The sequence below is a fragment of the Klebsiella sp. JB_Kp042 genome (assembly GCF_040065275.1).
Taxonomy (GTDB): Bacteria; Pseudomonadota; Gammaproteobacteria; order Enterobacterales; family Enterobacteriaceae; genus Klebsiella; species Klebsiella quasipneumoniae.
In genome coordinates, this window is the sequence record NZ_JBEAJL010000098.1 from 94,294 (window position 1) to 116,601 (window position 22,308).

Sequence of the window (22,308 nt, forward strand, 5' to 3'; positions counted from 1 at the left end):
CATGGCAATGCCGCGAAAACTTAAATTCCTGAACACATTTCTGGATGGCGTCAGCTATCTCGGCGTTATCGAGTCCGTCACCCTGCCAAAGCTGACCCGTAAGCTGGAAAATTACCGGGGCGGCGGGATGTCCGGCTCTGCCCCTGTCGATTTCGGCCTCGACGATGATGCGCTGACGATGGAAATCTCCCTCGGCGGCTTCCCTGACGATGCTATCTGGTCGCTTTACGGTGCCGTCGGTACCGGGACGCTGCTGCGCTATGCAGGCTCTTACCAGCGGGACGATACCGGCGAAACCGTCGCAGTTGAAGTGGAGACCCGTTTCAAGGTGAAGGAAGTCGATAACGGCGAGAGCAAACAGGGCGAGGATACCAGCAGCAAGTTATCGCTGGTCTGCACGTACTACAGGCTGACCATGAACGGTAAAGAGCTGGTCGAAATCGACGTCCTCAACATGATTGAGAAGGTGAACGGCGTCGACCGACTCGACCAGCACCGCCGCAATATCGGCCTGTAATTTTTCCCCGGCCAGCATGCCTGGCCGGTCAATTAAGACCCCGTAAACAGTGAGAACACCATGAGCAAAGAAAATATCGTCACCCTGGAAAACCCCATCAAACGCGGCGAGCAGGTCATTGAAACCATCACCCTGTTGAAGCCCAACGCCGGAACCCTGCGCGGTGTCAGCCTGGCCGATGTCGCCCGCTCTGAAGTCGATGCCCTGATTAAGGTGCTGCCGCGTATGACCAGCCCGTCACTGACTGAGTCGGATGTCGTGATGATGGATTTGCCCGACCTGATGGCGCTGGCAACGAAGGTGATCGGTTTTTTGTCGCCGAATTTGGCGGATTAAATTTCCCGAAAAACCTGTCGGTCGATGACCTGATGGCGGATATCGCGGTGATTTTTCACTGGCCGCCATCAGAGTTGTATCCCATGAGCCTGACCGAGCTCACCACCTGGCGAGAAAAGGCCATTCAACGAAGCGGAAACACGAATGAGTAGCGACGTTAAATTACAGGTTTTACTCAAGGCTGTTGACCAGGCGACCCGCCCGTTTAAAACCATCCAGACAGCGAGCAAAGCGCTGTCTGGTGATATCCGGGACACTCAAAAATCACTGCGTGAACTGAACGGTCAGGCATCCCGTATTGACGGATTTCGCAAGGCCAGCGCGCAACTTGCCGTTACCGGTCATGCGCTTGAGAAAGCCAAAGCAGAGGCAGAGGCGTTAGGTACTCAGTTTAAAAATACTGAACGCCCGACCCGGGCACAGGCGCAGGCACTGGAATCCGCTAAACGTTCTGCGGAAGGGTTACAGAAGAAATACAACAGCCTTACTGAGTCAGTGAAACGGCAACAGCGTGAACTCGGTGTCGTGGGCATTAATACCCGCAATCTCGCAAATGATGAAAAAGGGCTGAAAAACCGGATAAGTGAAACGACGACGCAGCTCAATCGCCAGCGTGAAGCGCTGGCGCGCGTCAGCGCTCAACAGGCAAAGCTCAACGCGGTTAAGCAGCGATATCAGGCAGGTAAAGCGCTGGCCGGAAACGCTGCCGCAATGGGTGCCGCCGGTGTCGGTATGGCGACGACCGGCACGCTGGCCGGTGTTGCACTGATGAAACCCGGTTATGATTTTGCGCAGAAAAACGCTGAGTTACAGGCCGTGCTCGGCGTGGCGAAAGAATCTGCCGAAATGATGGCGTTGCGAAAGCAGGCCCGACAGCTCGGCGACAATACTGCCGCCTCTGCCGATGATGCGGCCGGTGCTCAGATTATTATCGCGAAAGCGGGCGGCGATGCGGCAGCAATCCAGGCGGCGACCCCCGTCACGCTGAATATGGCGCTCGCTAACCGTCGGACGATGGAGGAGAACGCCGGTTTGCTGATGGGGATGAAATCAGCTTTCCAGCTTACTAACGATCAGGTCTCTCACATCGGTGATGTCCTGTCGATGACAATGAATAAAACCGCTGCAGATTTTGACGGGTTGAGTGATGCGCTGACCTATACCGCGCCGGTGGCGAAAAATGCCGGTGTCAGTATTGAGGAAGCTGCTGCAATGGTTGGCGCACTTCATGATGCGAAAATTACAGGTTCAATGGCGGGGACGGGGAGTCGTGCCATTTTAAGTCGACTGCAGGCACCCACCGGGCAGGCATATACGGCGATTAAAGAGCTCGGGATTAAAACAGCAGACAGTAAAGGGAATACCCGCCCTGTATTTACCATCCTGAAGGAAATGCAGGCCAGTTTTGAAAAAAATAAGCTGGGTACCGGTCAGCGCGCCGAATACATGAAAACGATATTCGGTGAAGAGGCCAGCTCGGCCGCCGCTGTTCTGATGAACGCAGCGCAATCGGGAAAGCTGGACCAACTCACTGCGGCATTTAAAGCCTCGGACGGCAAGACAGAGGAACTGGTTAAGGTTATGCAGGATAACCTCGGCGGCGACTTTAAAGAGTTTCAGTCTGCTTATGAGGCCGTGGGGACTGACATGTTTGACCAGCAGGAATCCTCCTTACGCAAACTGGTGCAGACAGCGACTGGCTACGTGCTCAAACTTGATAATTGGATCCAGCGTAATAAAGCGCTCGCGCAGACCCTTGGCGTCATTACCGCCGTGGCTATCGGTGTCGTGGGTATGATCGGGACCATTGGGCTGATTGCCTGGCCGGTGATAACAGGCGTGAATGCCATCATCGCCGCTGCGACTGCTCTCGGTGCCGTATTTACTACGGTGGCCGGCGGCATCATTACCGCTATCGGCGCGATTTCCTGGCCGGTTGTTGCTGTTGTGGCTGCCATTGTCGCCGGGGCATTGCTCATCCGTAAATACTGGGAGCCCATCAGCGCATTTTTCGGCGGAGTGATTGACGGCTTGCGGGCCGCCTTTGCGCCCGTAGCTGACCTGTTTGCGCCACTTAAACCGATGTTTGACTGGCTGGGCGGAAAGCTGAAAGCCGCGTGGGACTGGTTTAACAACCTGATTGTACCGGTCAAATCCTCGCAGGAGACGTTAAACCGTTTTCGTGATGCCGGTGTGTTGTTCGGCCAGCGACTGGCGGATGCCTTAACGTTGCCACTGACGGCATTTAATAAGCTGCGCAGCGGTATTGACTGGGTGCTTGAGAAGCTCGGCGTTATCAATAAAGAGTCCAGCACGCTTGACCAGACTGCCGCGAAAGCCAGTGCCGCCACGCAGGGTGGCTCTTATATTCCCGCGACCAGCACTTATGGCGGTTATCAGGCTTATCAGCCTGTGACGGCCTCCGCCGGTCGTACCTACATTGACCAGAGCAGCCCAACCTATCAAATCAACATGCCGGGTGGAGCGCCGGGCGGTCAACTCGGAAACCAGTTGCAGGACGCGTTAGAAAAATATGAGCGCGATAAGCGGGCCAGAGCCCGAGCAAGCATGATGCACGATTAAGGAGGTGGATGATGATGCTAGCTCTTGGAATGTTTGTTTTTATGCGTCAGACGTTGCCACACCAGACGATGCAACGCGATGCAGACTATCGATGGCCGTCAAATTCACGCGTCGGGAAACGGGATTCGTTTCAGTTTTTAGGGCCGGGTGAGGAAAAAATCACTCTGGCCGGAACGCTTTACCCGGAGCTCACTGGCGGAAAGCTGACGATGACGGCTATCCGCCTGATGGCTGACCAGGGGCGCGCCTGGCCGTTACTGGATGGCACCGGCACGATTTACGGTATGTACGTCATCAATAGTATCAGCGAGACAGGAAGCCTGTTTTTTGCTGACGGAACGGCGCGAAAAATTGATTTTACGCTGACGCTCACCCGCGTGGATGAATCCCTTGCGGCTCTGTATGGCGATATCGGCGAACAGGCCAAATCACTGATTGGCAAGGCGGGAAATATGGCCTTGTCAGTGGCTGGCATGGTGGGGATTAGCTGATGCTCGATATGCTGAATATGAATGCGGGTGGCGTACTGACGCCCGATTTTATGCTGATGCTCGACAGCAAAGACATTACCGGCAATATCAGTAACCGGTTGATGAGCCTGACGATGACTGACAATCGCGGATTTGAGGCCGACCAGCTCGACATCGAGCTTGATGATGCTGACGGGCTGGTCGAGCTGCCGTTACGCGGGGCCGTACTGACGCTTTACCTCGGGTGGAAAGGCTTTGCGTTGACGGGTAAGGGAAGTTTTACCGTCGATGAGGTTGAACATCATGGCGCGCCGGACACGGTGACAATCCGCGCCCGTAGCGCCGATTTTCGGGGGACGCTGAACTCACGTCGGGAAGAGTCCTGGCATGACAAGACGCTCGGCGAAATCGTGGCGGCGATAGCGACACGTAACAAACTGGCGTCGAGCGTTATCCCGGAGCTGGCCGGAATAAAAATTCCGCATATCGACCAGTCACAGGAATCGGACGCCAAATTTCTAACCCGTCTCGCCGAGCGAAACGGTGGTGAGGTTTCGGTAAAAGCGGGAAAGTTACTTTTTCTGAAAGCCGGTCGTGGGGTGACAGCCAGCGGAAAAACCATTCCGCAGGTCGCGATCACCCGCAGTGATGGCGACCGCCATCAGTTTTCCATTGCTGATCGTGGGGCATATACCGGCGTTACGGCAAAATGGTTGCACACCAAAGACCCGAAGCCACAAAAGCAAAAGGTCGCGCTAAAACGCAAATCCAAAGAGCAACATTTACGCGCACTACAGCACCCCAAAGCCAAACCGGTAACGAAGAAAAAAGCGGTGAAGACGCCAGAGGCCAGGGAAGGTGAGTATATGGTGGGTGAGGATGACAACGTGTTTGCCCTGACGACGATTTTTTCTACCAAAGCGCAGGCCATGCGAGCCGCCCAGGCCAAATGGGACAAACTGCAACGTGGTGTTGCTGAGTTTTCTATCAGGCTGGCTTTTGGCTGTGCTGATTTGTTTCCAGAAACGCCGGTAGTAGTCAAAGGCTTTAAGCGCGTTATAGACGAGCAGGCATGGACAATCACGAAGGTTACTCATTCTCTAAGTGATAGCGGCTTCACGACGAGCCTAGAGCTTGAGGTTAGATTGTTGGATGTAGATTACGGTTCTGAAGAAGCAGAAGAGTAAAGGTGTTCTCAAATGGTGAAAAATTAAGTATCATTTATTCACTTTTTGTGAATTTATTGAGGTGTGAAATGTTCCATTGTCCGAAATGTCAGCACGCGGCACATGCGCGCACCAGTCGCTATCTTAGTGAGAATACCAAAGAGCGTTACCATCAATGCACTAACATAAATTGCAGCTGTACGTTTGTAACGATGGAATCGGTGGAACGTTTTATTGTTACACCTGGTGCGATAGTTCCGGCACCACCGCACCCGACTGTTGGCGGTCAGCGGCCATTGTGGCTCTGATCAACTTCTGCTAGATGCCCGCCGCGTGCGGGTTTTTTTATGCACTCAGTTAAGTGGCGGTAAAAAAATCCACCGCCATTCTATCGCCACTCAAAAACAAGACAACAAAAAAGCCACTCTATCGAGTGGCTTAATTATTTGATTTTAAATCTAAAAATTGGTGGCCCCTGTTGGGTTTGAACCAACGACCAAGCGATTATGAGTCGCCTGCTCTAACCACTGAGCTAAGGGGCCGTGGCGAGGGATTATAAAGTAACTGACGGTTGCAATCCAGCGTAAAGCGCGCAGCTGCTGTTTTTATAAACAATGCATTTTCAATCCTTTATAATCATGTTTTAGCCATACAGCCGGAGAAAACATGATTAGCGATATCCTTGCGCCGGGCCTGCGCGTTGTCTTTTGCGGTATCAACCCGGGGAAGTCCTCCGCCCATACCGGCTTTCATTTTGCCCATCCTGGCAATCGCTTCTGGAAGGTCATCCATCAGGCCGGGTTTACCGACCGACAGCTCAGGCCGGAAGAGGAGCTGCAGCTGCTGGATACGCGCTGCGGCATCACCATGCTGGTTGAGCGTCCGACGGTGCAGGCCAGCGAGGTCGCCCTGCAGGAGCTGCGCAGCGGCGGCCGTGAGCTGGTGAGGAAGATTGAGGAGTATCAGCCGCAGGCGCTGGCGGTGCTCGGCAAGCAGGCCTTCGAGCTGGCCTTTAACCAGCGCGGCGCGAAGTGGGGGAAACAGGCCATGACCATCGGCACGACCCAGGTGTGGGTGCTGCCCAATCCCAGCGGCTTAAATCGGGCGACGCTCGACAAGCTGGTGGCGGCCTATCGTGAACTGGATGATGCCCTGGCGACCCGCGGCCAGTAGCGGAGAGGGGCGACTTTCCCCGGATGGCCACCTGAACGCCATAAAAAAAGCTCCCCGCAGGGAGCTTTTTAACAGGCTGGCGACGATTAATCGTCGAGGAAGCTACGCAGCACTTCAGAACGGCTCGGGTGGCGCAGTTTACGCAGCGCCTTCGCTTCGATCTGACGGATACGTTCGCGAGTCACGTCGAACTGTTTACCCACTTCTTCCAGCGTGTGGTCGGTGTTCATGTCGATACCGAAACGCATACGCAGGACTTTCGCTTCACGAGCGGTAAGGCCGGCCAGCACGTCGTGCGTTGCCGCGCGCAGGCTCTCGGTGGTCGCGGAATCCAGCGGCAGCTCGAGGGTGGTATCCTCGATGAAATCCCCCAGATGCGAATCTTCATCGTCGCCGATCGGCGTTTCCATGGAGATAGGCTCTTTGGCGATCTTCAGCACTTTACGGATCTTGTCTTCCGGCATCAGCATGCGCTCAGCCAGCTCTTCCGGGGTCGGTTCACGGCCCATCTCCTGCAGCATCTGGCGGGAGATACGGTTGAGCTTGTTGATGGTCTCAATCATATGCACCGGAATACGGATGGTGCGCGCCTGATCCGCGATGGAGCGGGTAATGGCCTGACGGATCCACCAGGTGGCGTAGGTCGAGAACTTATAGCCGCGACGGTATTCGAACTTATCAACCGCTTTCATCAGACCGATGTTGCCTTCCTGAATCAGGTCGAGGAACTGCAGACCGCGGTTGGTGTATTTCTTGGCGATCGAGATAACCAGACGCAGGTTCGCTTCCACCATCTCTTTCTTCGCCCGGCGGGCTTTCGCTTCACCGATGGACATGCGACGGTTGATATCCTTCACCTGCTCGATGGTCAGGCCGGTCTCTTCTTCGATCTGCTGCAGCTTCTGCAGGCCGCGCTGCACGTCTTCTTTCACTTCCAGCAGCTTCTCGGACCACGGCTTGTTCATCGCCACCGCGGCGTTGAACCAGGTTTCGCTGGTTTCGTTGCCGGTGAACAGGGTGATGAAGTTTTTCTTCGGCATTTTGCACTGCTCAACGCACAGCTTCATGATGATACGTTCCTGAGTACGAACGCGATCCATCATGCTGCGCATGCTGTTGACCAGGTAATCGAACTGCTTCGGCACCAGGCGGAACTGCTTGAAGACTTCGGACAGCTTCAGGATCTCTTCTTGGGCGGCGGCATGGCTACGACCTTTGGCTTTGATGGTGTCGCGCGTCAGCTCGTACTGGGTACGCAGCTCGGCGAATTTCTCACGGGCCAGCTCAGGGTCGATGCTGTTGTCGTCATCGCTGTTGTCGTCGGCGTCTTCATCTTCGTCTTCGTCTTCGTCGTCATCCATCTCTTCCTGAGACAGCTCGGAGCCAACGTGGGTGGCGGTCGGCGCCATATCTTCTTCGGCGTTCGGATCGACGAAACCGGTGATCAGATCGGACAGACGGGCTTCTTCCGCTTCAACGCGGTCGTACTGCTCAAGCAGGTAGGTGATCGCTTCCGGATATTCGGCAACGGAGCACTGCACCTGGTTGATGCCGTCTTCGATGCGTTTGGCGATGTCGATTTCGCCTTCACGGGTCAGCAGCTCTACGGTACCCATTTCACGCATGTACATGCGCACCGGGTCGGTCGTGCGCCCGATTTCGGATTCCACGCTGGAGAGCACCTGCGCGGCGGCTTCGGCAGCATCTTCATCCGCGGTGTTTTCGGCAAGCATCAGATCATCGGCATCCGGTGCTTCTTCCATCACCTGAATGCCCATGTCGTTGATCATTTGGATGATGTCTTCGATCTGATCGGAATCGACGATATCTTCCGGCAGATGGTCATTGACCTCGGCATAGGTCAGATAGCCTTGCTCCTTACCACGTTGGACAAGAAGCTTCAGCTGTGACTGCGGGTTTTGCTCCATAAGACGGTATCCACACTTAATTCGTTTGATTGGTGTCGGCAGGCGGGCTGTCGACATTTAAAGCGAGGGCGTACTTATATTATTGCCGCTGCGCCTCTGCGCGGCTGTCGGGGGCTTCCCGATCGATACTCGGCACTTAAGCCGTTAAATACGGTGTCCTTCACGTTGCTCTGCGTTCTGCTGCTGCATCAATGCAACGTGAATGACTGAGTCTGTCATTTATTTCTTCGCCAGCTCCTGGCTGATGGTCCAGAGCTCCCGGCGTTCCTCACTGCTTAAACCGTGTGTGCGATCGCGAGCTATCAACTCTTCCTGTCGCAGTTCCAGCAGTGAATCAAACATATGGTTGAGCGAGTCGGTGAAGGTTTGTTCAGCGATATCTTTATCTGCTATATCGTCCCACATCGACAGTTTTTCAAGGGTTGCGGCCTCTTTTGTGCCGCGATATTGCTCTAAAAGTTGCCCGGTTGTCAGACCAGGCTGCGCCAGACAGCTTTTCACCAGCTCGCCGAACAGGCTCAGCCCCGGCATTTTGCGCGAGTCCAGCCCTTCCAGCGGTGGGACTAACGGCGCCAGATCCGGGTTTTGCACCAGCAGTCCTATCAGTATACGCATGGTCGTGCGTTTTAGCTGTGGTGCGGGGCGCGGCGCGCCATTTTCCGCCTGTTTTGGCATTAAACGTTCAAGCTGGGCGTCATCTAAAATGCCCAGCTTGTTGCCCAGCTCCTGACGCAAATAGATGCGCAGGGTTTCGCCCGGCACCTGGGTTATCAGCGGCAGCGCCAGCGTGCTCAGCTGCGCGCGCCCGTCCGGCGTGCTGAGGTCGACCTGCGGCAGCAGGCTGTTAAACAAGAACGTGGAGAGCGGCTGAGCCTGCTCCATCCGCGCCTCGAACGCCGCTTTGCCCTCTTTACGCACCAGCGTATCCGGGTCTTCGCCGTCAGGCAGAAACATAAAGCGCAGCTGGCGACCATCGGTCATGTACGGCAGCGCCGTCTCCAGCGCGCGCCAGGCGGCATCGCGGCCGGCCCGGTCGCCGTCGTAGCAGCAGATGACGTTATTGGTCACCCGGAACAGCAGCTGGATATGGTCGGCCGTGGTCGAGGTACCCAGCGAGGCGACAGCATAGTTGATGTCGTACTGCGCCAGCGCCACGACGTCCATATAGCCTTCGACAACCAGCAACCGCGGTGGTTCGGGGTTGTCCTGCTGCGCTTCATACAGGCCATACAGCTGACGGCCTTTATGGAATATGTCGGTTTCCGGGGAGTTGAGATACTTAGGCAGGGCATCGCCCAGCACCCGTCCGCCAAACCCAATCACCCGGCCTCGCTTATCGCGGATGGGAAACATTACCCGTTCGCGGAAGCGGTCGTAACTGCGTCCCTGATCGTTGGTGACCAGCATGCCGGCATCAATAAGCGACTGGCGGTTTTCCTGATTGCCGCCAAAACGTTTTAAAACGTTATCCCAACCTGGGGGAGCATAGCCGATGGCAAAGCGCGTAATCACCTCGCTGCTTAACCCCCGTTTTGCCAGGTACTGGCGCGCAGGGTCGGCGGCGGGCTGCATCAGAGACTGTTGATAAAACGTATTCAGACCATCCAGTAACTGGTAGAGGTTCTGCCGTTGATGGCGCTCTATCTGGCTGGGTCCGTTGCCTGCTTCATAAGGCACTTCGAGGTTGTGCATGGCGGCCAGCTCTTCGACCGTTTCCACGAACTCGAGCTTGTCGTAGTTCATCAGGAAATCGATAGCATTGCCGTGCGCCCCGCAGCCGAAGCAGTGGTAAAACTGTTTTTCACCGTTGACGGTGAAAGAGGGGGTTTTTTCGTTATGGAACGGACAGCACGCGTGAAAATTTTTGCCCTGCTTTTTCAGCTTTACCCGCGCATCGATCAGATCGACGATGTCGGTTCTGGCAAGCAGATCGCTAATAAATACACGTGGAATTCGTCCAGCCATAAGCCCCGTTATTTCTGATGACTATAAACGAAAATAAGCCGCGCATTCCTTTCGGAAGCACGGCCTTACAACTACAACTCGGTCTGAATTGAGAGCGTCGCTCTCAACAGATTAGTACAGACGAGTACGGCGTGCGTTTTCGCGAGCCAGTTTCTTCGCGTGACGTTTCACTGCAGAAGCTTTAGCGCGCTTACGTTCGGTAGTCGGTTTTTCATAGAACTCACGACGACGAACTTCCGCCAGAACACCTGCTTTTTCGCAGGAACGCTTGAAGCGACGCAGAGCTACGTCGAACGGCTCGTTTTCACGTACTTTAATTACCGGCATGTGCCTCTCACCTTTGATTAATTCGGTTTGCCGCTGGCCGCAATGCCAGCTTATTTCAAAATGGTGCGGAATTTTACTGCAACTACTGCTGCTTTGTAAAGCACCGGCGCCTTTTTTGAAAGGGACTTTTATAAGGGTGAGGAGTATACACGAAGAGAGCACCAGGGGTGAGCAAAGTTTTACATCGCCGGTCATTGGACCTACACTGCGCGGTATTGAAGCGAGGTAAAACAACTCATGCGTGTACTGGGCATTGAAACATCCTGCGATGAAACCGGCATCGCGATTTATGACGACCAGCAAGGTCTGTTAGCCAACCAACTGTATAGTCAGGTGAAACTGCATGCGGACTACGGCGGCGTGGTGCCGGAGCTGGCATCGCGCGACCACGTGCGCAAAACGGTGCCGCTTATCCAGGCGGCGCTGAAAGAGGCCGGTCTGACGGCGAAAGATATCGATGCCGTCGCCTATACGGCGGGTCCTGGCCTGGTGGGGGCGCTGCTGGTCGGCGCCACCGTGGGCCGGTCGCTGGCCTTCGCCTGGAACGTGCCGGCGATTCCGGTACACCATATGGAAGGGCACCTGCTGGCGCCGATGCTGGAAGATAACCCGCCAGCGTTCCCGTTCGTCGCGCTGCTGGTCTCCGGCGGTCATACTCAGCTGATCAGCGTCACCGGCATCGGCCAGTACGAGCTGCTGGGCGAGTCGATTGACGATGCGGCGGGCGAAGCCTTTGATAAAACCGCGAAACTGCTGGGGCTGGATTATCCCGGCGGGCCGATGCTGTCGAAAATGGCGTCCCAGGGTACTGAAGGCCGCTTCGTCTTCCCGCGTCCGATGACCGACCGTCCGGGGCTGGACTTCAGCTTCTCCGGTCTGAAAACCTTCGCCGCCAATACCATTCGCAGCAACGGCGACGATGAGCAAACCCGCGCCGACATCGCCCGCGCGTTTGAGGATGCGGTCGTCGATACGCTAATGATTAAATGTCGCCGCGCGCTGGAGCAAACCGGCTTTAAGCGTCTGGTGATGGCGGGAGGCGTGAGCGCCAACCGCACCCTGCGGGCGAAGCTGGCGGAGATGATGCAAAAACGCGGCGGCGAGGTGTTCTACGCCCGCCCTGAGTTCTGTACCGATAACGGCGCGATGATCGCCTACGCCGGCATGGTGCGTCTGCAAACCGGCGCCAAAGCCGAGCTCGGCGTGACGGTCCGCCCGCGCTGGCCGCTGGCCGAGCTGCCTGCCGCCTAAAGCGTCCTGACACAGGCCGACGTCACGTCGGCCTGCCTTCCTGACTACTCCATACTTTTACACAGCGAGCAGATGGCGCCCTTATGCTTATGCGAGTGCATCACGTCCGGGCGCTCGTACTCTTCCTCACAGCTAACGCATTGATATACGGTGGTCGAGGCGTTCCCCGCCGCGTCATAGCGCGGTTCGGCGATCCCGTCATCTCTCTGCTTAATGTAGTAGCGCCCGCGGGTGAGGATCCCCATCAGCGGGGTCATGACAAAGGCGACGACCAGCGCAATCAGCGGCGAGAAGGGCGCCAGCGTCGCCCCCAGCAGGCCGAAGAAGGCGCAGATCGACAGCCCGGCGGCCAGGCCAAAGGAGACTACGCCCACCGGGTTCACGTTGTAGATCATGCCGCGACGATACTCCGGCTGCGCCGGCGCCAGCTTGAGCAAGCCTTTATTAAAGGTGATGTCGGTCGCCACCACCACGACCCAGGCGATGGCGAAGTTGGAGTAAAAGCCGAGGATCCACGACAGGGCGCTGAACATATCGCCTTCCATCAGCGCCAGGGCAATCGCCAGGTTGACCACCACAAAAATAATCCGCCCCGGATAGCGTTTGGTGGTGCGGGTCCAGGCGCTGGTCCACGCCAGCGAGCCGGAATAGGCATTGGTGACGTTAATTTTGATCTGCGAGATCACCACCAGCACCACCGCCAGCGTCAGAGCCAGCCAGCCGGGCACCAGGTTATCGAAGACGCTGACGAACTGCTGCACCGGTTCGGTATTGTGTACCGTCGGGAAACGGGTCAACAGATAGAAGCCGAGGAAAGCGCCGATAATCTGTTTGATCGCGCCTAGCACCACCCAGCCCGGGCCGGCGGAAAAGACCGCCAGCCACCAGGCTTTACGGTTCTCAGCGGTTTTAGGCGGCATAAAGCGCAGGTAATCAATTTGCTCGCCAATCTGCATGATCAGCGACAGGCATACCCCGGCGCCGAGCATGATGGCGGTGATATCCACCGTCGACGCGCTGTTTTTACCGGCGAAATGCAGGAAGCCGTCCACCAGCTGCGGATCTTTGACAATCAGCCACACCACCGGCACCACCATCAGCACCAGCCACAGCGGAGTGGTCCACACCTGCAGGCGGGTCAGGGCTTTCATGCCATAGACCACCAGCGGGAGCACCATCAGGGTGGCGATCAGATACCCCATCCACAGTGGGATCCCGAGGCCCACCAGCAGCCCCTGGGCCATGATCGAGCCTTCGAGGGCGAAGAAGATAAAGGTGAAGCCAGCAAAAATAATGCTGGTGATCACCGAGCCGAAATAGCCGAAGCCGGCGCTGCGGGTGATCAGGTCAAGGTCAATGTTGTAGCGCGCGGCGGTGATCGCCAACGGAATGCCGGTGAGGAAGATCACCAGCGCCGCCACCAGGATCGAATAGATGGCGTTGCTGGTGCCCCAGGCCATACCGATGCTGGCGCCGATGGAAAAGTCCGCCAGATAGGCGATGCCGCCCAGCGCCGTGACCGCGACGACGCCCGGTCCCCAGCGGCGGAAGCTCAGCGGGGCGTAACGTAAGGTGTAATCTTCTAAGGTTTCCCGGGAGCCGGAAGTCCGCGCGGTCGCGGGTAATTCAGGGTTGAGATCCAGTGATGACATAGTCATTCCTTAATGGTTAGGCATGACTTGAATTAGCAAACCTTATGCCATATTGCAGGGCAGGCGTGGCGGGGAGGGTGGTGCAGGGTGATAGAAGAGAGGGCAGGGGCTGCACCATCCGGACGCGCTTGCGCCCGGCTGGTGCAAAAGGCCTATTTGCCGAGCATGCCTTTGTCTTCGAGGAAGGCAATAATGGTGCTCAGGCCGTCGCCACGCTTCAGGTTGGTGAAGGTCCATGGGCGATCGCCGCGCATACGCTGGGTATCGCTCGCCATCACCTCCAGTGAAGCGCCCACATAGGGGGCAAGGTCGGTTTTATTGATCACCAGAAAATCGGATTTGGTGATCCCCGGCCCGCCTTTGCGCGGGATCTTCTCCCCTTCGGCCACGTCGATAACATAGATGGTCAGATCCGCCAGCTCCGGGCTGAAGGTGGCGCTCAGGTTATCGCCGCCGCTTTCCACGAAGATAAGGTCGAGGTTACCGAACTTTTCACTCAGCGCTTCCACCGCGGCGAGGTTCATCGAGGCATCTTCACGGATCGCCGTGTGCGGGCAGCCGCCGGTTTCCACCCCGACAATGCGTTCAGGCGCCAGCGCGCCCGCTTCAGTGAGGATGCGCTGATCTTCTTTGGTGTAGATGTCGTTGGTGACCACCGCCAGCTGCCAGGTATCGCGCATCGCTTTGCACAGCGCTTCCAGCAGGGCGGTTTTACCGGAGCCGACCGGGCCGCCAACGCCGACGCGCAGCGGGTGTTTATAAGAATTCATGGCTTCTCCTAGGAACGGAATAATCGGGAGTATTGGGTTTCATGCCGGGCAGAGGCGATGGCGGCGAGCGGCGTGGCCGATCCGATATCGCCGTCCGGCGCGGCCAGCGCGCGGGGCATCGCCGCCGCGTAGTGGTCGCAAAGACGTAAAATCAGCTGTTGAGCGGCCTGCTGGCCGAAGGGCACCAGCTTAACGCCGGCCATCACGGCGCTCTCAATCCAGCTGTAGCCCAGGCTTAGGGCCATCTCGGGCAGCGCGATGCGCCAGCGCACGCCGAGCCAGGCCATCCCGGCGAGCTGGCTTTGCTGGCACAGCGTGCGCCACGGCGGTGGACAGTCCGGCTGCCAGTCGCCAAGCAGGCGGGCAAACGCCGCGCCGCGGTTGCGCTCTTCCTCCCGCAGTTCACGGGTCTCCCGGCAGGCCAGCAGATAAGCCGTCCAGCGCCGGGCCGCGGCGATATCGCCTTGTTCGCAGGCGCGGTACAGGCGGGCGAACAGCGGCAGGTCGACGGTAAAAAAGCCTTCCGTCATCTGCCGTCGCTGCCAGCGCTCGAAGGCCGCGACGTCCGGCACCCATCCGGCTTCCACAGCCCACTCCAGCCCCTGGGACCAGCTGTAACCCCCTACCGGCAGGTTGCTGCTGGCCAGCTGCATCAGCCGCAGGCGTTGTTCCGCTGTCGACATGCTAGTGGCTGTGAGCGTGGTGGTCATGATGAGCATGATGATGACCGTGGCTTTCGCTGGCGTAAGCGCCGGCTTCCGGCTCGAACGGCAGCTGGCCAAAGGTCACCGTCAGGCCGAACTGGCGCAGCATATCGTCCAGCACGTGATCGTGATGGTAGCGCAGCTCGCCCGGCATAATCTGCAGCGGTACGTGACGATTGCCGAGGTGGTAGCAGGCCTTCGCCAGCATAAACGGATCGTCGCAGCGCACCACCGACACTCCTTCATCAGCGGCAATCACCTGCACAAATTCGGTGCCGTTTTCGTTGCTGAGCACATCGCCGCCGCGCAGCAGCAGCCCGCGGGGCAGCAGCAGGCCGGCTTCCCGGCCATCGTTGAGGGTGACTTTTACCCGGCTTTTGACGCGAACATCAATCGGCAGCGTAACGCTGGCGGTCGCGGCGGCGGGGGTCTCCAGACGTTGAGTTAAATAAAGCATCCGCTCTCCTTAAAACAGAAAATAACGTTGCGCCATCGGCAGAACCTCTGCCGGCTCGCTGGTGATGAGTTCGCCATCCACCCGCACCTCATAAGTCTGCGCGTCGACGGTGATGTTAGGCTGCAGGCTGTTGTGCACCATGTCGGCTTTCTGCACCGTACGGCAGCCTTTCACCACGGCGATCGCGCTGCGCAGGTTCAGCCGCTCGGCAACGCCGTTGTCCGCCGCCGCCTGCGACAGGAAGGTGAGGCGGCAGTGATGGCGGGCGCTGCCCAGCGCGCCAAACATCGGACGGTAGTGCACCGGCTGCGGGGTTGGAATAGAGGCATTGATATCGCCCATCGGCGCGATGGCGATCATGCCGCCTTTGATCACGGTGGCCGGTTTCACGCCGAAGAAGGCAGGCGACCAGACCACAAGGTCCGCAAGCTTACCCACCTCAATGGAGCCGACTTCGTGTGCGATGCCGTGGGTCAGCGCCGGGTTGATGGTGTATTTGGCGATGTAGCGCTTCACGCGGAAGTTGTCGTTATCCCCGGTCTCCTCCGCCAGCGCTCCGCGCTGCACCTTCATGCGGTGCGCCACCTGCCAGGTGCGGAGAACCACTTCCCCGACGCGGCCCATGGCCTGCGAATCCGAGGAGGTGAGCGAGAAGGCGCCAAGGTCGTGCAGCACGTCTTCCGCAGCGATGGTTTCCCGGCGAATGCGCGACTCGGCAAAGGCCACGTCCTCGGCGATGTCCGGGTCCAGATGGTGGCAGACCATCAGCATATCGAGATGTTCATCGATGGTGTTAAGGGTGTAGGGCAGCGTTGGGTTGGTAGAGGACGGCAAAATGTTCGGGTGGGCGCAGGCGGTGATGATATCCGGCGCATGGCCGCCGCCGGCCCCTTCGGTATGGAAGGTGTGAATGGTGCGCCCGCCGATGGCGGCGAGGGTATCTTCCACAAAACCGGACTCATTGAGCGTGTCGCTGTGCAGCGCGACCTGAATATCCATCTCATCGGCGACGGTTAACGCGCAGTCGATCGCCGCCGGGGTGGCGCCCCAGTCCTCATGGATCTTCAGGCCAATAACGCCCGCCGCCACCTGCTCGCGCAGAGCGTCCGGCTGAGAAACGTTGCCCTTGCCCAGCAGGCCGATATTGACCGGCAGGCTGTCGGCCGCCTGCAGCATGCGTGAGATATACCATGGCCCCGGGGTGCAGGTGGTGGCATGGGTACCCGCCGCCGGGCCGGTGCCGCCGCCGACCATGGTGGTCACGCCGGAGACCAGCGCCTCTTCCGCCTGCTGCGGACAGATCCAGTGAATATGGGTATCGATCCCGCCGGCGGTGACGATTTTTCCTTCGGCGGCAATGACTTCCGTCGCGGCGCCGATGGGGATGGTGACGTTGGGCTGAATGTCGGGGTTGCCGGCTTTGCCGATGGCGAAGATCCGACCGTCCTTCACACCGATATCGGCCTTAACGATCCCCCAGTGATCGACGATCAGCGCATTGGTGAGCACCAGGTCGACACAGTCGGCGGCCAGCATCTGTCCCTGACCCATCCCGTCGCGGATCACTTTGCCGCCGCCGAATTTGACCTCTTCCCCATAGGTGGTCAAATCGTCCTCCACCTCTATCCACAGCTCGGTATCGGCCAGGCGCACCTTGTCGCCAATGGTGGGGCCGAACATGTCGGCATAGGCCTGGCGTGAAATATTACTCATCGTTTGCCTCCAGAGGGCCCATGACCTCGCCGCGGAAGCCGAAAACGGCGCGGTGACCGGCGAAGGCCACCAGCTCAACCTCGCGTTTCTGGCCAGGTTCAAAGCGTACCGCCGTGCCGGCCGGGATATTCAGGCGATAGCCGGTGGCCTGCTGACGGTTGAACTTCAGCGCCGGGTTGACCTCGGCGAAATGGTAGTGCGAACCGACCTGAATCGGCCGATCGCCGTGGTTTTCAACGACCACGCGACAGGTCGCCCGGCCGGTGTTGAGGGCTATCTGGCCGGGCTTAACGTGATATTCACCGGGGATCATGGCGCTACCTCAGATAATCGGGTTGTGAACGGTGACCAGCTTCGAGCCGTCCGGGAAGGTGGCTTCGACCTGGATATCCGGGATCATTTCCGGGACGCCCTCCATCACCTGCTCGCGGGTCAGGACGTGACGGCCTTCCTCCATCAGCGAGGCCACGCTTTTGCCGTCGCGGGCGCCTTCCATAATAAAGGCGCTGATCAGGGCCACGGACTCCGGATAGTTGAGCTTCAGGCCGCGGGCCAGGCGGCGTTCCGCCACCAGCGCGGCGGTAAACAGCAACAGCTTGTCTTTTTCTCGGGGGGTCAGTTCCATAACGTTCTCTTAAGTCAGCCAGATTCGGGGAAGTACGGGGGATTTGCCGGTGAGATGAGGGCGCAGAAACTGCCAGACGTCGCGCATCACCTGCTGGCAAACCAGATTATCGTCACTGAGGAAGCGCACCGTCAGCAGGCGGTCGGTCAGGCTGGCGCCGGCGTAGAGGCCGAGCGGCGCCAGCGCGTCGCGCACCCCGTCGAGCAGGGCATCGGTTGCCGGATAGCACAGCAGCGTGCCGACCCAGGGGCGTCCGGCGACGCTGGACAGCTCTCCCTCCTGCAGGCGCAGGCGCTCGACCAGCAGCGGCTCATCGTCCACCCATACCTCCAGCCGGTTGCTGAGGGTGCCGTGGCTGAAGGTTTCGCCAATCACCGGGCGGCCAAGGCAGAGCAGATCCCAGGCCAGCAGCGTGCTGGAGGCACAAAGGTGAAAGGTGGTGGACAGCCGGGCGTTCGCCCCGGGAAAGAAGATGGCATCCTGCGGGAGCCACTCCAGGGTCGCCTGCGGGGCGAGGGTCAACCGCTGGCGCAAAAGCGCTTGCGCGCCGCTGCTGCGGTAAAACTTGCTGGCGCCAGGCATGGTTATCAGGGTATGGCAGCCGGGATCAAGGTGGGCGCTAATCGTCAGCTCATCACCGCCGACGATGCCGCCGGGGGGATGAAGCAGATAGAGATGACAGGTCTCTTCTTCCGGGTAAAACGGGCGCTGGACGGTCAGCGGGCCGACGTGTTGGGCGCTGGCGAGAACGGTCTTGCCGCCGGCCTGCTGAAAGCGCAGATCCAGCGTGGCCTGCCAGCCTTTTTTGAGTGGTGGTAACACGGTGCCGTGCAATGTTGCGCCCCTGCAAAATCAAGATAAAACAGCAGCAATGAGTATTGATCGGCGGGAGATTATCCCGGTCATACGAAACGCTTATGTCATTTGTTACCCGGAGCGTCGCATCGGGCGCGAGGGGAAAGCGGCATAACCGCTCCGGATTATTCACCCGGATAATCATTGCCGTCAATATCCTGAACCGTTGCCTGGCCGCGGCGGAAAAGGCGTCAGCGCGGGTCACGCCGCGCCGCCGGTCGCTGGCGGGAATTTTGCTGTGGGTCGCCGCTAACGCATTGTTACAAAAGGGGGATGTGGCGATGATCGCCAATCATGATGACGTAAGGCGAAAGAGCGGGTGAGACCGCTAAATAGAATCGGGGATCCCTCCGGCTGGCGTGGCCGGGAGGGGAGATTACTTCTCTTCTGGCGTTTTTTTCTTCTTCACCCGCGTCCAGATTTTGCTCTCCTGGCGGCGCCACAGACGCTGAATGTTGTCGTGATGGCGCAGCAGGATCAGGCAGGAGAGCATCGACACCGGGAAGGTGTACTGCGGTTTGAACCACCAGACGTAGAACGGAGCGATCAGCGCGCTGACGATAGCGCCAAGGGAAGAGTAACCGCTGAGCAGGATGGTCAGCAGCCAGGTCCCGGCCATCACGCCGGTCAGGTCGAGGCCGATGGGGGCGATAGCGCCGAAGGCCGTGGCGACGCCTTTACCGCCGCGGAAATGAAAGAAGACTGGCCAGATGTGGCCCACGCAGGCGGCAATCGCCACTAAACCCAGCCAGAACGGCGTCAGGCCCAGCGCCCAGGCGCCCCATACCGGCAGCATGCCCTTCAGCACATCAAAAATAAGTACCGCTACGGCCGCCCCTTTTCCGCCGATTCGTAGTACGTTAGTGGCCCCGGGGTTGCCTGAGCCGCTGTCGCGTGGGTCGGGCAGGCCAGCAAGGCGACATACCAGAATGGCGCTGGAAATGGAGCCGCAGAGGTAGGCGAGGAGTACCAGTCCAGGCGCGATTGCACTCATAACGCTGTTCCGTTTTGAAAATGTCGTTGTATTCTCTGCATCTGTGGATAATACGCATAATTCGCCGGAAGTGGTATCCGGTTTAGCTAAAAAGCAGGCAGGGCGTGATGGATATTGTATTTATAGAGCAACTTTCGGTAATCACCACCATTGGTGTTTATGACTGGGAACAAACCATTGAACAGAAGCTGGTGTTCGATATCGAAATTGCATGGGATAACCGCAAGGCGGCCGCCAGCGATGATGTCAGCGATTGCCTTAGCTATGCTGATATTAGCGAGCGCGTCATCGCGCATGTTGAGGGGGGAAAATTCGCGTTAGTGGAGCGGGTGGCGGAAGAGGTGGCCGACCTGCTGCTGGAGACATTCCAGTCGCCATGGGTGCGCATTAAAGTCAGCAAACCTGGCGCCGTGGCTCGCGCGGCAAACGTCGGGGTGATTATTGAACGTGGCCTTAATCTGAAACAAAACTTTTCAGGTCATACTTGTTAAACAAATTGCGTTTATACCGGTCATAGCATCCGGTCATCAGGCAATTTTACTGGCGATCTCCTACCAGAACGGCAGGTGAATCCTTGTGTACGCCGTGTACGCTGCGGATTGCGCGCCCTCTGGCAGCCGGGTTATGCCTGTTGAACGATACCGTGTTCCTGGTTTTTTTCATTTTACTTTTTTAAAGGGTTTAATTGGATGAGCGATATACACTCGCTGCTGGTGGCGGCAATATTGGGTGTGGTTGAGGGGTTAACAGAATTTTTACCTGTTTCCAGTACCGGTCATATGATTATTGTTGGTCACCTGCTGGGGTTTGAAGGTGATACGGCAAATACCTTTGAAGTGGTTATTCAGCTAGGCTCGATACTCGCCGTGGTGGTGATGTTCTGGCGTCGCCTGTTCGGCCTGATCGGCATCCATTTCGGCAAGCCGCCGGCGCATGAAGGCAAGGGCAGCGGTCGCTTATCGCTTATCCATATCCTTCTCGGCATGATCCCCGCGGTGGTGATGGGGCTTATTTTCCACGACACCATTAAGTCCTTGTTTAACCCGGTAAACGTGATGTACGCCCTGATTGTCGGCGGTGTGCTGTTAATTGCGGCGGAAGTGCTGAAGCCGAAACAGCCGCGCGCGGTCGGGATTGACGATATGACCTATCGTCAGGCATTCGTTATCGGCTGCTTCCAGTGCCTGGCGCTGTGGCCGGGCTTCTCCCGCTCAGGGGCGACCATCTCCGGCGGCATGCTGATGGGCGTCAGCCGCTACGCGGCGTCGGAGTTCTCATTCCTGCTGGCGGTACCGATGATGATGGGCGCCACGGTGCTGGACGTCTACAAGAGCATCGGCTTCCTCAACATGGGCGATGTTCCGATGTTTGCCGTCGGCTTCGTGATGGCGTTTATCGTGGCGCTGATTGCGATTAAAACCTTCCTGCAGCTGATCAAACGGATCTCGTTCATTCCGTTCGCTATCTACCGCTTTATCGTCGCGGCAGCGGTGTACGTGGTCTTTTTCTAAGGCCATCGCCCTCAGCCTTGCGGCTGGGGGCAACGCTGTTCCTTCCACTGCGCCACCGCCGCAATTCTCCGCCGCGTCAGCTCCTCGCGAATTTCCGCCCCTTTAAAGCCCGCCGCTACCACCTCTTTGGTGGAGACCGACTGCGCCACTTCCCAGGCTTCCAGCAGCAGGCGCCCCTGCGGATAATCGCTGGCCTCAAAGCTGGTACGCCCGCGGACGTCGGCTTCGCTGGTGAGGGCGATCTGTTGCACGCGCTGCGGTTTACGCCAGGCGTCAATGCTGTCGAAAAGTTTGACGAGGGTTTTTGGCTGCAGGATCGGCAGGGTGTGGATCAGATCATGGTACTCCGCCACCAGTTTCGCGAGATCGCGGATATCGTTCGGCACCCGCAGACGCGCGCAGAGCTGCTCCACCAGCTTGACTCCCGCCGGGCCATGGCCGTGGTGACGCGGCCAGAGCGCTTTCGGCGTCAGCCCTTTGCCGAGGTCATGGCACAGGGTGGCGAAGCGCACCTCGACGTCCGGCGATAGCATCGCGGCCATCGTGACGGTCATCAGGGTGTGCAGGCCGGTATCGATTTCCGGGTGCCATTTGGCCGGGGCCGGCACGCCGTACAGGGCGTCAATCTCCGGGAACAGCACCTTGAGGGCCTGGCAGTCGCGCAGCGTCTGGAAAAAGACCTGCGGGTTGCGGGTGGTCAACGCGCTTTCCGTCTCTTTCCACACCCGCTCCGGCGTTAAATGGACCAGTTCGCCAGCCTCAACCATGGCGGCCATCAGGGTCTGGGTCTCTTCGGCGATGCGAAAACCGAGATGGGCATAGCGGGCGGCAAAGCGCGCCACGCGCAGCACGCGCAGCGGGTCTTCGCTAAAGGCGGGAGAGACATGGCGCAGCAGGCGCTGGCGGAGATCGTTTTGTCCGCCGTAGGGGTCGATAATCGTGCCGTCGGCATCCTGGGCGAGGGCGTTGACCGTCAGGTCGCGGCGCAGCAGATCCGCCTCAAGAGTGACGTCCGGGGCGGCATAGCAGGTAAAACCGGTATAGCCTGCGCCGGATTTGCGCTCGGTGCGGGCCAGGGCATACTCTTCCCGGCTTTGCGGATGAAGAAACACGGGAAAGTCGCGGCCTACCTGCTGATAGCCCGCGTCAAGCATCTGTTGCGGGGTGGCGCCCACCACCACCCAGTCTCGGTCTTTGACCGGCAGTCCTAACAGCGCGTCGCGCACCGCACCACCGACCAGATAACTCTTCACGCCTGATTCTCCCGTATCTGTTTTTCGCAAGATGATACGTAAGTCTGGCAGAGAAGAC

The 22,308-nt window shown here is 58.3% G+C and carries 25 protein-coding genes, 1 tRNA gene and 1 pseudogene; 12 read left to right on the forward strand and 15 right to left on the reverse strand.

The annotated features are described in order from the left end of the window. Window position 1 precedes the first annotated feature (1 nt). The 7 genes from ABLV54_RS19975 (at window position 2) to ABLV54_RS20005 (ending at window position 5,380) form a co-directional block, all read left to right on the forward strand. Window positions 2-517, forward strand: coding sequence for a phage major tail tube protein (locus tag ABLV54_RS19975; protein ID WP_014838984.1), 516 nt, complete (start codon window positions 2-4; stop codon window positions 515-517). 60 nt (window positions 518-577) lie between these two features. Continuing rightward, window positions 578-853 (forward strand): phage tail assembly protein, encoded by a 276-nt coding sequence (locus tag ABLV54_RS19980; protein ID WP_165551464.1) that lies wholly within the window; start codon window positions 578-580, stop codon window positions 851-853. A 32-nt stretch (window positions 854-885) separates the two neighbouring features. After that, window positions 886-1,005 carry a GpE family phage tail protein gene (locus ABLV54_RS19985; RefSeq protein ID WP_014838982.1) on the forward strand — a complete coding sequence of 40 codons (120 nt, stop codon included), beginning with the start codon at window positions 886-888 and terminating at the stop codon, window positions 1,003-1,005. Further along, on the forward strand, window positions 998-3,436 hold the full coding sequence (locus ABLV54_RS19990) for a phage tail tape measure protein (protein WP_248860915.1): 2,439 nt from the start codon (window positions 998-1,000) through the stop codon (window positions 3,434-3,436). Before ABLV54_RS19985 ends, ABLV54_RS19990 begins: the two co-directional genes overlap by 8 nt. Window positions 3,437-3,447: 11 nt before the next feature. Further along, window positions 3,448-3,927, forward strand: coding sequence for a phage tail protein (locus ABLV54_RS19995; RefSeq protein WP_248860951.1), 480 nt, complete (start codon window positions 3,448-3,450; stop codon window positions 3,925-3,927). Next, complete coding sequence (locus tag ABLV54_RS20000; RefSeq protein ID WP_248860914.1) at window positions 3,927-5,093, forward strand: phage late control D family protein; 1,167 nt, start codon at window positions 3,927-3,929, stop codon at window positions 5,091-5,093. The genes ABLV54_RS19995 and ABLV54_RS20000 overlap by 1 nt, the downstream gene beginning before the upstream one ends. Before the next feature lie 68 nt (window positions 5,094-5,161). Next, on the forward strand, window positions 5,162-5,380 hold the full coding sequence (locus tag ABLV54_RS20005) for a DNA-binding transcriptional regulator (RefSeq protein WP_080936111.1): 219 nt from the start codon (window positions 5,162-5,164) through the stop codon (window positions 5,378-5,380). Between the two features lie 158 nt (window positions 5,381-5,538). On the opposite strand, the gene ABLV54_RS20010 is transcribed toward ABLV54_RS20005, so the two are convergent. Continuing rightward, a tRNA-Ile gene (locus tag ABLV54_RS20010) sits at window positions 5,539-5,614 on the reverse strand. Window positions 5,615-5,738: 124 nt separating this feature from the next. Here ABLV54_RS20010 and mug point away from each other — a divergent pair. Then, entirely contained in the window at window positions 5,739-6,245 is a 507-nt protein-coding gene (gene mug / locus ABLV54_RS20015; protein ID WP_002917636.1) for a G/U mismatch-specific DNA glycosylase, read from the forward strand. A gap of 86 nt (window positions 6,246-6,331) precedes the next feature. On the opposite strand, the gene rpoD is transcribed toward mug, so the two are convergent. The 3 genes from rpoD to rpsU form a co-directional block, all read right to left on the reverse strand. Beyond that, complete coding sequence (gene rpoD / locus ABLV54_RS20020) at window positions 6,332-8,173, reverse strand: RNA polymerase sigma factor RpoD (RefSeq protein ID WP_004174339.1); 1,842 nt, start codon at window positions 8,171-8,173, stop codon at window positions 6,332-6,334. Window positions 8,174-8,392: 219 nt separating this feature from the next. Further along, on the reverse strand, window positions 8,393-10,138 hold the full coding sequence (gene dnaG / locus ABLV54_RS20025) for a DNA primase (protein WP_017899733.1): 1,746 nt from the start codon (window positions 10,136-10,138) through the stop codon (window positions 8,393-8,395). Window positions 10,139-10,249: 111 nt separating this feature from the next. After that, complete coding sequence (gene rpsU / locus ABLV54_RS20030) at window positions 10,250-10,465, reverse strand: 30S ribosomal protein S21 (RefSeq protein WP_001144069.1); 216 nt, start codon at window positions 10,463-10,465, stop codon at window positions 10,250-10,252. Between the two features lie 237 nt (window positions 10,466-10,702). On the opposite strand from rpsU, the gene tsaD reads away from it, so the two are divergent. Then, window positions 10,703-11,716 (forward strand): tRNA (adenosine(37)-N6)-threonylcarbamoyltransferase complex transferase subunit TsaD, encoded by a 1,014-nt coding sequence (gene tsaD, locus ABLV54_RS20035; protein ID WP_002916879.1) that lies wholly within the window; start codon window positions 10,703-10,705, stop codon window positions 11,714-11,716. A gap of 44 nt (window positions 11,717-11,760) precedes the next feature. Here tsaD and ABLV54_RS20040 read toward each other — a convergent pair whose 3' ends face one another. From ABLV54_RS20040 to ABLV54_RS20075, 8 genes are all read right to left on the reverse strand, one after another. Next, window positions 11,761-13,368 (reverse strand): cytosine permease, encoded by a 1,608-nt coding sequence (locus tag ABLV54_RS20040; protein WP_044524742.1) that lies wholly within the window; start codon window positions 13,366-13,368, stop codon window positions 11,761-11,763. Between the two features lie 152 nt (window positions 13,369-13,520). Next, window positions 13,521-14,138: an urease accessory protein UreG gene (gene ureG, locus ABLV54_RS20045; protein ID WP_023291043.1), complete on the reverse strand. Its 618-nt coding sequence runs from the start codon at window positions 14,136-14,138 to the stop codon at window positions 13,521-13,523. A gap of 8 nt (window positions 14,139-14,146) precedes the next feature. Further along, complete coding sequence (locus tag ABLV54_RS20050; protein WP_032428994.1) at window positions 14,147-14,821, reverse strand: urease accessory protein UreF; 675 nt, start codon at window positions 14,819-14,821, stop codon at window positions 14,147-14,149. A gap of 1 nt (window position 14,822) precedes the next feature. Beyond that, on the reverse strand, window positions 14,823-15,299 hold the full coding sequence (gene ureE / locus ABLV54_RS20055; protein ID WP_044524740.1) for an urease accessory protein UreE: 477 nt from the start codon (window positions 15,297-15,299) through the stop codon (window positions 14,823-14,825). A 9-nt stretch (window positions 15,300-15,308) separates the two neighbouring features. Beyond that, window positions 15,309-17,012: an urease subunit alpha gene (gene ureC / locus ABLV54_RS20060; protein ID WP_023291041.1), complete on the reverse strand. Its 1,704-nt coding sequence runs from the start codon at window positions 17,010-17,012 to the stop codon at window positions 15,309-15,311. Continuing rightward, entirely contained in the window at window positions 17,005-17,325 is a 321-nt protein-coding gene (locus ABLV54_RS20065; protein ID WP_023291040.1) for an urease subunit beta, read from the reverse strand. Before ABLV54_RS20065 ends, ureC begins: the two co-directional genes overlap by 8 nt. A 9-nt stretch (window positions 17,326-17,334) precedes the next feature. Continuing rightward, entirely contained in the window at window positions 17,335-17,637 is a 303-nt protein-coding gene (locus tag ABLV54_RS20070) for an urease subunit gamma (protein ID WP_002916871.1), read from the reverse strand. A 9-nt stretch (window positions 17,638-17,646) separates the two neighbouring features. After that, complete coding sequence (locus tag ABLV54_RS20075; RefSeq protein ID WP_050533728.1) at window positions 17,647-18,471, reverse strand: urease accessory protein UreD; 825 nt, start codon at window positions 18,469-18,471, stop codon at window positions 17,647-17,649. Here ABLV54_RS20075 and ABLV54_RS20080 point away from each other — a divergent pair. After that, window positions 18,461-18,607: a hypothetical protein gene (locus tag ABLV54_RS20080; RefSeq protein WP_032428993.1), complete on the forward strand. Its 147-nt coding sequence runs from the start codon at window positions 18,461-18,463 to the stop codon at window positions 18,605-18,607. The genes ABLV54_RS20075 and ABLV54_RS20080 overlap by 11 nt on opposite strands. Window positions 18,608-18,617: 10 nt before the next feature. Here ABLV54_RS20080 and ABLV54_RS20085 read toward each other — a convergent pair. Both ABLV54_RS20085 and plsY read right to left on the reverse strand, forming a co-directional pair. Further along, a pseudogene (locus tag ABLV54_RS20085) lies at window positions 18,618-18,719 on the reverse strand (hypothetical protein); the annotation flags it as partial. A gap of 149 nt (window positions 18,720-18,868) precedes the next feature. After that, window positions 18,869-19,486, reverse strand: a complete 618-nt coding sequence (gene plsY / locus ABLV54_RS20090) for a glycerol-3-phosphate 1-O-acyltransferase PlsY (RefSeq protein WP_004205257.1) — start codon at window positions 19,484-19,486, stop codon at window positions 18,869-18,871. 107 nt (window positions 19,487-19,593) lie between these two features. On the opposite strand from plsY, the gene folB reads away from it, so the two are divergent. Together folB and bacA are read left to right on the forward strand one after the other, a co-directional pair. Next, window positions 19,594-19,977, forward strand: a complete 384-nt coding sequence (gene folB / locus ABLV54_RS20095; RefSeq protein WP_004150923.1) for a bifunctional dihydroneopterin aldolase/7,8-dihydroneopterin epimerase — start codon at window positions 19,594-19,596, stop codon at window positions 19,975-19,977. 198 nt (window positions 19,978-20,175) lie between these two features. Next, on the forward strand, window positions 20,176-20,997 hold the full coding sequence (gene bacA, locus ABLV54_RS20100) for an undecaprenyl-diphosphate phosphatase (RefSeq protein WP_023291038.1): 822 nt from the start codon (window positions 20,176-20,178) through the stop codon (window positions 20,995-20,997). Between the two features lie 11 nt (window positions 20,998-21,008). Here bacA and ABLV54_RS20105 read toward each other — a convergent pair whose 3' ends face one another. Next, window positions 21,009-22,250, reverse strand: coding sequence for a multifunctional CCA addition/repair protein (locus tag ABLV54_RS20105; RefSeq protein WP_050533730.1), 1,242 nt, complete (start codon window positions 22,248-22,250; stop codon window positions 21,009-21,011). Between the last annotated feature and the right edge of the window lie 58 nt (window positions 22,251-22,308).